General features: G+C 70.0%; 8 protein-coding genes. 3 read left to right on the forward strand and 5 right to left on the reverse strand.

Annotated elements, in window-relative coordinates; translation table 11 throughout:
- Positions 1-90 precede the first annotated feature (90 nt).
- The 3 genes from ACFU95_RS23345 to ACFU95_RS23355 form a co-directional block, all read right to left on the reverse strand.
- On the reverse strand, positions 91-2,196 hold the full coding sequence (locus ACFU95_RS23345) for a HEAT repeat domain-containing protein (protein WP_383830829.1): 2,106 nt from the start codon (positions 2,194-2,196) through the stop codon (positions 91-93).
- 315 nt (positions 2,197-2,511) lie between these two features.
- Entirely contained in the window at positions 2,512-4,695 is a 2,184-nt protein-coding gene (locus ACFU95_RS23350; RefSeq protein WP_383831128.1) for an OmpL47-type beta-barrel domain-containing protein, read from the reverse strand.
- A gap of 14 nt (positions 4,696-4,709) precedes the next feature.
- Complete coding sequence (locus ACFU95_RS23355; RefSeq protein WP_383830832.1) at positions 4,710-7,190, reverse strand: ThuA domain-containing protein; 2,481 nt, start codon at positions 7,188-7,190, stop codon at positions 4,710-4,712.
- A gap of 178 nt (positions 7,191-7,368) precedes the next feature.
- Here ACFU95_RS23355 and ACFU95_RS23360 point away from each other — a divergent pair, with 178 nt between their 5' ends.
- Positions 7,369-8,370, forward strand: coding sequence for a multicopper oxidase domain-containing protein (locus tag ACFU95_RS23360; protein WP_383830835.1), 1,002 nt, complete (start codon positions 7,369-7,371; stop codon positions 8,368-8,370).
- Between the two features lie 91 nt (positions 8,371-8,461).
- A complete protein-coding gene (locus ACFU95_RS23365; RefSeq protein ID WP_383830838.1) occupies positions 8,462-9,496 on the forward strand; it encodes a LacI family DNA-binding transcriptional regulator in 1,035 nt (344 codons plus the stop codon).
- Positions 9,497-9,574: 78 nt separating this feature from the next.
- Here ACFU95_RS23365 and ACFU95_RS23370 read toward each other — a convergent pair whose 3' ends face one another.
- Positions 9,575-10,366: a VOC family protein gene (locus tag ACFU95_RS23370; RefSeq protein ID WP_383831130.1), complete on the reverse strand. Its 792-nt coding sequence runs from the start codon at positions 10,364-10,366 to the stop codon at positions 9,575-9,577.
- Between the two features lie 285 nt (positions 10,367-10,651).
- On the opposite strand from ACFU95_RS23370, the gene ACFU95_RS23375 reads away from it, so the two are divergent.
- Positions 10,652-10,906, forward strand: coding sequence for a WhiB family transcriptional regulator (locus tag ACFU95_RS23375; protein ID WP_383830841.1), 255 nt, complete (start codon positions 10,652-10,654; stop codon positions 10,904-10,906).
- Between the two features lie 61 nt (positions 10,907-10,967).
- Here the strand turns inward: ACFU95_RS23375 and ACFU95_RS23380 are convergent, their stop codons facing one another.
- A complete protein-coding gene (locus tag ACFU95_RS23380) occupies positions 10,968-11,942 on the reverse strand; it encodes an acyl-ACP desaturase (protein ID WP_383830844.1) in 975 nt (324 codons plus the stop codon).
- Between the last annotated feature and the right edge of the window lie 124 nt (positions 11,943-12,066).

Consider the following 12,066-nt stretch of genomic DNA (forward strand, 5'->3'; position numbering starts at 1 on the left):
AACGCCGCCCGTAATCGGTTCACTTCATGCGCATCCACAAGGCCAAGATGCTCTTGATCAGCAGCAACGAAAAGACCTAACGAAGCACTACTAGGTCAGCCCCGGGAACGTCAACAGACGACGGCAGTCCTTCAACAGTCTCTCGTCCGCGGCGACGTCGTGACGGGTGTTCACGCGGGAACTGCCGTTGTCACGGCGGTCGTTGCCGTGGCGACGTGGGGACGACAGCTCCGCACGTATCAGTGGGAGGGCCGGCGCGGCGGCGGGACCCATCTCGATCAGACAGGCGATGACGGCCGGCCGGGTGCCCGGAAAGGCCGTCCACTTGTCGAGCAGCATCGGCAGCACTTCGTCCACGTCCCGGGTGCTCTTCCACAGCGCGACGATCACGTCCATGGGCGCGTCGCGCGCCGTGAGCAGTTCCCGCAGCCGCGCAGCCAGCGGCGCGGCGGCCGGGCCCAGTGCGGTCAAGGCCCGCAGAGCCGGGGACAGCACCAGCCACTGGTCGGACTCCAGGCCCTGGCGGACCAGGGGCAGGAGGGGCGCACCCCCGCCGCCCACCGCCGACAGTGCCCCCGCCGCCTCCAGCCGGATCTCCAGCGGTACCGACGCCGTGGCGACGAACTCCCGCAGCCGGGGCCCCGCTTCGGCCGCCGCCGGCCCGTACCGGGTGAGGGCACGCGCCAGACACCACATGGGCATGCGCCCGATTCCGGGCTCGATCATCTCGACGAGGAACGGCAGGGACTCGGGGTGGGCGAGCACACCGAGCGCCGAGACCACCCGCTCCCGCGTGGAGGCGTGGCGGTCGGACGCCGGTGCCACGAGCCGGCGGTGCAGCACCGGTCCCAGAGGGGCCGCGGCCGCGGGGCCGATCCTCTCGACCCACTCGTCCAGGTTCTCCGGGAGGGTGCCCTCCCGCGCCAGCACCTCGGCCAGTGCGGGGACGGCCCGTGCGTCGCCCTGCAGCGCGAGCGCCTCAAGCGCCTTGCCGAACAGGGTCTCCTCCCAGTCGCCCGGCTCCCAGGTGTCGTCCCACTCCCGCACGCACGCCGCGAGGACGCGGGCGATGACCCCCGCGATCGGAGCCACATGGCACAGCTCGCCCAGGGCCCGTTCCGAGAGCCGGGGGTCGTGCTCGATCAGCTGGCGGGCGAGCAGTACGACCGGCAGCTCGTCGGACACCCGCCACCCCGTCAGCAGCCTGCCCGCCATGTCGACCGCGGCCATGCGCTGGCCCCACTCCTGTGCCTGCAACTGCCCGACGAGGAGATCGAGTCTCGGCTCTGTGTGATCACCGAGCGCCCAGTGCAGTTCCTCCAGCAGGTCACCGGCCGTCGACGCGTCGACGCTGTCGCGCTGCGCGGCCTCCAGCTCACGCAGATGCGACACCATCGTGTTCGTGCGGGGCCGCTCCGGCGTGTCCGGCTGCTCCTGCCCGGCACCCCGCTCCTCGCACGCGAGCTCCATGATGTCCAGGACGGTCTCCACCAGGTCCTCCGGCAGTGACGCGGTATCGCAGCGCGCCAGTTGGACCAGCCCCGCCAGACGCCGCTCCGGGTGGGACGCGACGGCCACGACCTCCCGCAGCACCGCGCCCGCCTCGGCTCCGAGCGCCTCGCGGTGGTCGGCGCCGAGCCTGCCGATCGCATGGACGAGCGCGTCCACGGCCTCCGGATCCCGCTCGGCGGTCAGCCGCTCCCGCAGCGCGCCGAACACACGCGCCGGATCCGGATGCAGATGGGCCAGCGCCGCGGCGGCCGCCGCCCGCACCTCGGCGTCCGGATCCGCGAGCAGCCCGAGGAAGACGTCCGCGCGCCCCCGGACCGTCGCCCAGGCGTCCAGGAAGGGCCGGACGAACGCGGCGTCCTCCTCCTCGTCCTCGAAGAGGCCCCCGATCTCTGCCGGGTCGGGTTCCCGCTCACCCGCGATGCTGCACAGCAGATGCACGACCGAGCCCCGGTCGGCGACCGACGCGGTGGTCACGAGCTCGAAGAGGAACGGAATGCAGGCGACCGTGCTGTCGTACACGTCCCCCTGATGGTGCACCGCCCCGTACATACCGTCGAGCGCGATCTCCCGACGAGCCGGGTCGTCCGAGGCCAGGTCCCGCAGCAGGTCCGGCACGTCGGTCGCCGAGTCGGTGTACGCATGCCCCATCGACGCCCAGTCGACGTCGTCGATCCCCGTGAACACGTCTTTCCTCCCGTAGGGCCTGTCTGACAATTCCCGCCTGCCCCGCGGCGCATGGCACGCACGCTCGCCGCGTTGCCGAACCGCCCACGTGGCTCCTCCCCCACGCTCGAACCGGCTTCGCCCGGCTCACGCGGGGGCACCCCCATCGAGGGCGGCTCCGGCGTTTTGCGATCGCACGCACCATGCGCCGCGGGGCCCGCCCTCCGGGCGGACGACGGGAATTGTCAGACAGGCCCTACGCAGTGGCGCACGGCGGCTGCCACTGATCGACAGCATGCCGTACGCCACTGACAACGGGCCGTGCGGGAGCCCCTGCTAGAGCTCCTTGATCCGGATGTCGCGGTACGAGACCACATCCGTCGTGCCGTGCACCTGGAGACCGACATAGCCGGAGGCGAACCGCCGCCCGTCCGTGCCCGGGTCGTCCGAGCGGGGCGGGACGAAGTCCTGGCCACCGGTGTTGTCGAACTCGTTGATCAGCACGCCGTTGCGGTAGACCGAGTAGTGCTGGTCGACCACCCGGATCTCGTAGTCGTTCCACGTGCCCTTCTGGGTGACGCCGGCACCGGCGAGTCCCACCCGGTCGAAGCCGTAGACCGAGCCGGTCTTGTACATGTCACCGTCGGGCCGGTCGAGCACCTGCACCTCGTGCCCGTACTTGATGGCGACCCACTCCGGCCGTGACTCCTCGGGGTGGTCGTGCACCCACGGGAAGCGGACGAAGACACCCGAGTTGGCGTTGCCGGTGCCCGGAGCGTCGTCACGCCACTGGAGCTTGAGCGAGAAGTCGCCGTACTTCCGCTCGGGGAACCACAGCAAGCCCAGCCCCGGCTTGCTGGTGCCGCTGGTGATCGAGCCGTCGCCGTTCGGCGCGAACGAACCGCCGCCCACCTGCTGCCACTTGGCGAACGACTCCGCACTGCCGTCGAGGATCGTGCGATAGCCCTCCGTCTGGCCGGGCCTGCCGATCCCGGACTGCCGGGCCGACTTGCGGACGGCGTTGTACTCGCGCTGGTCGACGACCCCTTCCTTGAGGAGCTTGTCCAGGACCGTCGTCACGTGCTTGAGGAACAGCGCGTGGGACGTCCACTCCTTCTCGTCCTCGATCAGCTCGTTGATCCGGCACCGGCTGTTGGTGAGCCGGTTCGGGACACCCGAGTCGACGGTGCCGACGAACACCGTCAACCGCTCGTCGAACTCGGGGCAGTTGGGGGCGGGGACCTGGCCGGAGACCACGGTGAAGGTCATCGTGCGGGCCGCGGCGGTGTTGCCCGCCTTGTCGGTGGCCCGGTAGGCGAGCGTGTGCGTGCCCGCGCGGTCGACGACCACCGGGGCGCCGTAGGCGAGGTACGGCCCGCCGTCGATCGAGTACTCGATCCGGTCGACACCCGAGCCGTGGTGCTCGTCGGTCGCCGTGACCGTCACCTTGGCGTTGCCGACGTACGCCCCGTCGGAGTTCTTCGTGCCCTCGACCGTCACACCGGTCACCGGCGCGGTCGTGTCCGGCTGGGGCGCCGCCACGACGGTGAACTGCACGTTCTTCTCCGCCGCGACGTTCCCCGCCTTGTCGGTGGCCCGGTAGCGCACCGTATGGCCGCCGACCTCGTGCACCATCACGGGCGCGGTGTACGGCTGCCAGGCGCCGGAGCCGATCGCGTACTCGACGGTGTTGACGCCGGAACCGGTGTCGGAGGCGGAGACGGTGACAGTCGCCATGTCGACATACGTGCCGTCGGGGTTCTGCTCACCGCTCACCGTCGCCGAGGTCTGCGGCGCGGTCGTGTCGTCGGTGGGCGGTGGGACCACCGTGAACGTGGCGCTCTTCTCCGCCGAGACGTTCCCCGCCTTGTCCAGGGCCCGGTAGCGGATCTTGTGGTCGCCCACCTGGTCGACGACGACCGGGGTGGTGTACGGCTGCCAGGCGCCCGCGTCACCGACCGCGTACTCGACGCGCTCGACTCCGGAGCCGCCCTCCTCGTCGGTGGCGTGGATCGCCACGCTCGCCGAACCGACGTACTGGCCCTGCGCGTTCTGCGTCCCGCTGACGTGGGCCGAAGCCACGGGGGCGGTCGTGTCCTCGCCGCTGCCCTCGGTCACCACCAGGATGCCCTGCATCTGCCCGTGGCCGGGGATCGTGCAGTGGTAGCGGTAGCGGCCCGGGGTGAGCGTGACCTCGGCCGTGTGGCGGCCGCCCTGGTCGTCGTTGGGGTTGGCGAGGATGTTCAGCTGGACGTCGTTGTTGAACTCGGGGTCGGAGGTGTCGAACGTCAGCGTGTGCGGCATCCCGGTGGTGTTGCCGGTCGCCGTGCTGTTCTCGAAGACGATCGTCGTCGTACCCGCCACCGCGGTCGCGGGCACCGAGGTGTACTTCGTGATGTCGTCACCGGCGGTCCAGGTGAGGACCTGCGCGGCGGCCGCCTCGGGCTGGGGCTGTCCGGTCGCGGGCAGCGCCTGCAACCCGAGCACCACCAGCAGCGCGGCCAACAGGGCCGCCCACATTCTTCGTCGTCGTGTCACCGCGTCGTCCCCCTCGCCAGCTGGTCGGCGGCCGGAGTCGGCGCACCGCCCGTGTAAGTGACCCGCCACAGCGCCGACTTGGCGTCCGAGGTGAAGAAGCCACGGCCATAGTCGAGGACGTAGAGCGCGCCGTCCGGACCGAACTTCCAGTCCATGAGGTTCTTGATGCCGTCGTTGCCGATCGGCACGATCTTCTTCAGCGACTCCGAGTGGACCGGCAGGCCGCCGTCCCCGTGCGTCTTCGGGTCGGTGATCACCGCGTTGCGCGGCTGGTCGGCGTCGTAGAAGTCGCCGACGAACCACTTGCCGTCCCAGTAGGCCGGCCACCTCGTCTCACCGCCGCCCGCGGAGTCGTACCGGTAGAGCGGCCCGTTCATCGCCGCCTGGCCGCCGCCCTTGAGCCACGGCAGCCCGTAGGTGGCCTCCTCCTGCTTGTACGACGGGACGCCGTTCGCGTCGCGCGGGAAGTCCGGGGCGCCGCCCTGGGGCGAGTACCAGATGTTGTTGCCGGTGACCGGCGGGAGGTTGACCAGGCCGTCGTTGTTCGGCGACTCGTTCTTCGGGTGGTCGCAGTCGTACCAGCCCAGCGGCTTCGTCGGGTCGGGCAGATTGCGGTCCCGGTAGGGCTGCTTGTTGCCCATGCAGTACGGCCAACCCCGGTTGCCCGCCTTGGTGATGACGGCGAACGTGTCGTACTTCGCCGGGCCCCACGTGGTGGAGGGTGCCGAGGCGTCCGGGCCGACCCAGCCCGCGTACAGGACGTCGGTCCGCTGGTCGACGGAGATGCGCGCGGGGTTCCTGACGCCCATCACATAGATCTCACCGCGAGTCTTGCCGCCGCCCTCGTCGGTCTCCCTGCCGGTGAAGAGGTTGCCCTCGGGCAGGGTGTACGTCCCGTCCGGCTCCGGGTGGACGCGCAGGATCTTGCCGTTGAGGTTGTTGGTGTTGCCGGCGGTGCGGCGCGCGTCGGCGAAGGAGACGCCCTTGTAGTCGGGCTCGGGGTTGTTGCCCGAGTAACCGTCGCTGAAGCGGCTGGAGTTGTTGTCCCCCGTCGCGATGTACAGGTTGCCCTTGGAGTCCCAGGCCATCCCGCCGCCCGAGTGGCAGCAACTGTGCACCTGCACCTGCCACTTCAGCAGCGTCTTCTCGCTGCTCAGGTCCAGCTTGTTCGTGGCCAGGTCGAGCGTGAAGCGGGAGACGCGCCGTTCGGCCATCCGGGTGTCGCGGTTGAGCTGCGCGTGCGGGGTGTAGTGCAGATACACCCAGCCGTTCTCCTCGAAGCGAGGGTCGAGCTCGATCCCGAGGAGCCCCTCCTCGACCTTGATCAGCTCGTCGCCGCCGCCCTTGTTGCCGAAGACGCTCAACTCCCCGGCCAGGGTGACCTTCTTGGTCTTCGGGTCGTAGACGTGGATTTCGCCCTTGCCCTTGCCGATGTCCGGGTTGTTCCAGTCGGTGATCACCGGCTGGGAGGAGTCGGCGCCGCCCCGGCCGATGTAGAGCACACGGCCGTCGGGGGCCGTGACCAGGCCGTGCGGCTCGCCGATCTGGTCGTTCCGGCCCGGCTGGTTGGGCTGGGTGAGGCGCTCGGCCTTGTAGTTGCCGGTGATGGTGGCCTTGCAGTCGGCCTGCGAGAGGCGGGTGGTCCACAGCAGGGCACCGCGCAGATGCGTACGGAAGTCGGTCTCGTCGTACGAGGACACCGTGCCGCCCATGCCGGTGTAGAAGGAGCGGCCGCCGTCGTAGTCACGGCACCAACTCACCGGATGGTCCCAGCCGTTGGCGCCGGTGCCCGGCTGGTAGGTCGACTCCCGTACCCGGGCGACTGTGTGCACCGCGCCCGACGGGTTCCTGGCCCAGTTCAGCCACTTGTCCGGCCGTCTCCACTGCACCGGCAGTTCCTTGGTGGCCGGGTGCTGCCGGTCGCCGACCTCGACGACGGCCCGCTGGACGTTCGTCGGGCTCCCGGCGGCCGGGCGGGCGCCGACGAGACCGGTGAACCAGTCCGAGTACGGCTCGGCGCGGGCCGCGTCATGGATGCCGACGAAACCGCCGCCCGCCTCCATGTAGCTCTCCAGGCCCGCCTCCTGCTCGGGGTCGAGGACGTCGCCGCCGCCGGTCAGGAACACGATGGCGTTGAAACGACCCAGCCTGGTCTCGTTGGTGAAGACCGAGGCGTCGTTCGTGGCCTCGACCTTGAAGCGCTGGTCGGCCGGGCCCGACAGGCCGATCTTCTCGATCGCCCCGATCCCGGCGTTCACCAGCGGCGACTCGTCGCCGGCGGCCGCGGAGCCGTGGAAGATGAGTACCCGAACATTCGCGCCGCCCGGCGGCGACTTGACGGACATCGTTGTCAGGGGTGGCTCCGGGACCGGGCGCGCGTCGGCGGCCGGGGCGGACATCAGCCCGGCGGCGACGATCCCGGTGGTCACAGTGGCCACCCAGGTCTGTCTTCTCGTGCTCAACCCTCGTAAGCGCATGGGCACCTCCACGGTCACAGCAACAGCGAAAAGGAAGCTAGACCCCTTTGAACGACTCGCCAATACCTATGGCCGTACTGGGACCAACTTTGTCCTGAGTGTGGATAAACGAGAGACCGACCGGTACCGTCGCAGCGGTTCATCCCCGTAATTTCCGTACCGCCGCTGGGAGTTCGGCATGAACAGACGCAGCTTCGACAGGCGTACCTTCAACAGGCGTGCCCTGCTGGGGGGTGCCACCGTCGCGACATCGTTGTCCCTGGCGTCGGTGCCCGAGGCGGTGGGCGCCGACAGACCCCCGCGGACCGCCCAGGCCGGCGGCGAGGTCAGGCACCTCAAGCTGTACGCCGAGAAGCTCGCCGACGGTCAGATGGGCTACGGCTTCGAGAAGGGCAAGGCGACGGTCCCCGGCCCGCTGATCGAGCTCAACGAGGGCGACACCGCGCACATCGAGTTCGAGAACACGATGGACGTACCGGTGAGCCTGCATGTGCACGGCCTCGACTACGAGATCACCAGCGACGGCACCAGGCTGAACAAGAGCGACGTCGAACCCGGCGGCACCCGCACCTACACCTGGCGCACCCACGCCCCCGGCCGTCGGGGGGACGGCACCTGGCGGGCGGGCAGCGCCGGTTACTGGCACTACCACGACCACGTCGTCGGCACGGAGCACGGCACGGGCGGCATCCGCAAGGGTCTGTACGGCCCGGTGATCGTCCGGCGCAAGGGCGACATCCTCCCGGACGCGACCCACACGATCGTCTTCAACGACATGCTGATCAACAACAGGCCCGCGCACAGTGGCCCGAACTTCGAGGCCACGGTGGGCGATCGCGTCGAGTTCGTGATGATCACGCACGGCGAGTACTACCACACCTTCCACATGCACGGTCACCGCTGGGCGGACAACCGCACGGGCATGCTCACCGGCCCGGACGACCCCAGCCAGGTCATCGACAACAAGATCGTGGGCCCCGCGGACTCCTTCGGTTTCCAGGTGATCGCGGGGGAGGGCGTCGGGGCGGGCGCGTGGATGTACCACTGCCATGTCCAGAGCCATTCGGACATGGGGATGGCGGGGTTGTTCCTGGTGAAGAAGACGGACGGGACGATTCCGGGGTACGAGCCGCACGAGCACGGTCATGAGGCGGCGTCCGGGTCGGGGCACGCGCACTGACGGGTCTGTCCTCCATCGAGGTGAGAGCGCTCTCACGGCGGGCGTACCCCGGGGCTATCCTGATCGGCAGCCGCCGACGAGGAGCCCCGAAGTGACCGAAACCGCCCCGCGTCCCACCCTGGAGGCCGTGGCCGCCCGGGCCGGGGTCTCGCGGGCCACCGTGTCCCGCGTCGTCAACGGCGGGGACGGGGTGCGGGAGCCCCTAGTGGAGCGGGTCCGCAAGGCCGTGGAGGAACTCGGGTACGTGCCCAACCAGGCCGCCCGCAGCCTCGTCACCCGGCGGCACGACGCCATCGCCGTCGTGGTCGCCGAACCGGAGACCCGCGTCTTCGCCGACCCCTTCTTCGCGCTGCAACTGCGCGGAATCAGCAAGGAGTTGACGGCCCACGACAACCAACTCGTGCTGCTCCTCACGGAAGGCCGCGACGACCACGCCCGCGTCGGCCGCTACCTCGCCGGCGGCCATGTCGACGGGGCGCTCGTCTTCTCGCTGCACCTCGACGACCCGCTGCCCGGACTGATCCAGCACGCCGGCGTCCCCACGGTGTTCGGCGGACGGCCCGGCTGGAGCGGCGACCGGCGTGGCGTGGTGTACGTCGACAGCGACAACCGGGGCGGCGCCCGCGACGCCGTACGGCATCTGGCCGGCCTCGGCCGCACCCGGATCGCGCACATCACCGGCGCCCTCGACCAGACGTCGGCAGTGGACCGCCTCGACGGATACCGGGATGTCATGGTCGACGCCGATCCACGGCTGATCGTCGAGGGCGACTTCACGCCGACCGGCGGTGAACGGGCCATGCGTGAGCTTCTCGAACGCTGCCCGGACCTGGACGCCGTCTTCGCCGCCAACGATCTCACCGCGGCCGGCGCGCTGCGCGTGCTGCGTGGGTCGGGGCGGCGGGTGCCGGACGACGTCGCGGTCGTCGGGTTCGACGACATGCTCCCGGTGGCGGAGCAGACCGACCCGGCGCTCACGACGGTCCGTCAGGACATCGAGGAGATGGGCCGGCTGATGGCCCGGCTGCTGCTGCGCGGCGTCGACCGCCGGGCCGGTGAACAGGTGGGAGGCGCGCCGTCCAGCGTCGTCCTGCCGACCACGCTGGTCCGACGCGCTTCCGCCTAGACCTGACGAACCACTGCCAACCGGTGCGGCAGGGCTGCGAAAGCCGTGGAGGCCGGGCTGAGATGCTTGCCGGTCCCCTCAGTCCTTCGGCGGCGCACTCTTGATCACCGCGAAGCGCGCCCCGTACGGGTCGGTGAGCTTGGCGATGCGGCCGACGTCCGGCAGGTCCGTGCCCGGCATCCGGACCGTGCCGCCCAGCTCCCGCGCCCTGGCGACCGTGGCGTCCGTGTCGGTGACCTCGAAGTACGGCAGCCAGTACGCCGGCCCCTCCGCCTCCGCCGGGTCGTCGGCCTTGTCGACGACGCCGCCGAACATGGCGTTCTCTCCGGCCGCGGCCGGGCTGAACGTCGTGTAGGTGCCGCCGTAGAAGTCGAGGGCGAAGGTCTCCAGGCCGAGCGTCGCGTGGTAGAAACCCGCCGCGGCAGGCACGTCCGTGGTGTACAGCTCCAGCCAGCACAGCGAGCCGGGCTCCTGGACGACATCGAGGCCCTTGTTGGCGCCGGGCTGCCAGAGGCCGAAGGGGACGCCCGCCTTGTCGGCGAGGATGGCCATGCGGCCCAGGTCCAGCACGTCCATGGGCTGCATCCACACCGCGCCGTGCGCCTGCTCGGCCGCCTTCGTCGTGGCGTCGGCGTCCGGCGTCTGGAAGTAGACCGTCCAGGACGGCGGACCCTGTCCCTCGGTGGTCTGCATACCGCCGGCCACCGTCCTGCCGTCGAGCTGGAAGAGGCCGTAGCCGCCGGTCTCGGGCCCGCCCGGCTGGAACCGCCAGCCGAACAGGCCGCCGTAGAAGGAACCGGCGCCCTCGATGTCGGGTGTGCCGACATCGATCCAGTTCGGCGCGCCGGTGACATAGCGGGTGGTGAGCATCATCGCCCTCCTCGGAAGGGTCCCCTGGTCGGCTCTGCCGATGTCTGCCCTGCCGAGTCTTCCACCGCCCACTGACAACCGCTGCCGGAGCGCCGCCGTCGGCTGCGGCGATTGCCGCGATCACCGTGGGTGAGGGGAGGGGATCTCTTCGCTTTCAACTGTTTCAGCGCGCCGCCGTGCGCCGCGCGGCACGGCGGGAGACCATCGGGTCGGCTGGCGGCCCTGCGGTGCGGCGTTGATCCCGCGTTGATCGAACGTTTTTCGCCGACCGGCACGATCCTGCGCATGCACATCGAAACGATCACAACGATCACCTCGCCCGACCTGGACTGGCAGCAGGAGGCGTTGTGCGCGCAGACCGGGGCGGACTTCTTCTTCCCCGAGCCGGGCAGCTCCGTACGTGAGGCGAAGCGGATCTGCGGCATGTGCCCGATCCGCTCGGCCTGCCTGGAGTACGCGCTCGACAACGACGAACGCTTCGGTGTCTGGGGCGGCCTGTCGGAGAAGGAGCGGCTGGAGCTCAGGCGTACGTCACGCTGACCGCCTCGGCAGCCCCGTGGGGTGCCTGACCCGGAACCTCCTCAGCCCCTGTCGGCGTTCGTCAGCCCGCGGCCCGAGCCGCCATCCGTGCCTTGCGGGCCGCCAGCTTCTCGTCGAACTTCAGGGCCTCCGCGTCCAGGCCGCTCATGAACAGGCCCAGCTCCTCCTGGGCCTTCTGGCCCTCGGGGCCGAGGCCGTCGATCTCCATGATCTTCAGGAAGCGCAGGACGGGCTGGATGACGTCGTCGTGGTGGATGCGCATGTTGTAGACCTCGCCGATGGCCATCTGCGCGGCCCACCGCTCGAAGCCGGGCATGCCGTGGCCGGGCATGCGGAAGTTCACGACGACGTCCCGCACCGCCTGCATGGTGAGGTCGGGGGCGAGCTCGAAGGCGGCCTTCAGCAGGTTGCGGTAGAAGACCATGTGCAGGTTCTCGTCGGTCGCGATGCGCGCCAGCATGCGGTCGCAGACCGGGTCACCGGACTGGTGGCCGGTGTTGCGGTGCGAGATGCGGGTCGCGAGCTCCTGGAAGGCGACGTAGGCGACCGAGTGCAGCATCGAGTGCCGGTTGTCCGACTCGAAGCCCTCGCTCATGTGGGCCATGCGGAACTGCTCAAGCTTGTCCGGGTCCACCGCGCGCGAGGTGAGCAGGTAGTCGCGCATCACGATGCCGTGCCGGCCCTCCTCGGCGGTCCAGCGGTGCACCCAGGTGCCCCAGGCGCCGTCACGGCCGAACAGCGAGGCGATCTCGTGGTGGTAGCTGGGGAGGTTGTCCTCGGTGAGGAGGTTCACCACCAGGGCGATCCGGCCGATCTCGGTGACCTTGGACTGCTCCTTGTCCCAGGCCTCGCCGTCCTCGAACAGGCCGGGGAAGTTGCGGCCGTCCGTCCACGGCACGTACTCGTGCGGCATCCAGTCCTTGGTGACCCGCAGATGCCGGTTGAGCTCATTCTCGACCACTTCCTCCAAGGCGTACAGCAGCCGGGCGTCGGTCCAGACGGCGGGACTACCGAGGTGCGGGGAAGCGATCGTCACGGGAACTCCAGGGGACGCACAACACAGGGAAGGGTGACCGGCGAGCGGTTGCCGGGAACCTACGGGATCGTAGGCTACGAAGCCGTAGGTTACGAAGCCGTAGGTTAAGAGCGGTGTAAAGACC

The sequence above is a fragment of the Streptomyces sp. NPDC057623 genome, assembly GCF_042800355.1.
Lineage (GTDB): Bacteria > Actinomycetota > Actinomycetes > Streptomycetales > Streptomycetaceae > Streptomyces.

What these genes read in the sequence shown, in the direction of transcription:
- ACFU95_RS23360 (WP_383830835.1), top strand. Translation starts at nt 7,369, where the DNA reads ATGAACAGACGCAGCTTCGACAGGCGTACCTTCAACAGGCGTGCCCTG.
- ACFU95_RS23355 (WP_383830832.1), bottom strand. Translation starts at nt 7,190, where the DNA reads ATGCGCTTACGAGGGTTGAGCACGAGAAGACAGACCTGGGTGGCCACT.
- ACFU95_RS23370 (WP_383831130.1), bottom strand. Translation starts at nt 10,366, where the DNA reads ATGCTCACCACCCGCTATGTCACCGGCGCGCCGAACTGGATCGATGTC.
- ACFU95_RS23350 (WP_383831128.1), bottom strand. Translation starts at nt 4,695, where the DNA reads ATGTGGGCGGCCCTGTTGGCCGCGCTGCTGGTGGTGCTCGGGTTGCAG.
- ACFU95_RS23375 (WP_383830841.1), top strand. Translation starts at nt 10,652, where the DNA reads ATGCACATCGAAACGATCACAACGATCACCTCGCCCGACCTGGACTGG.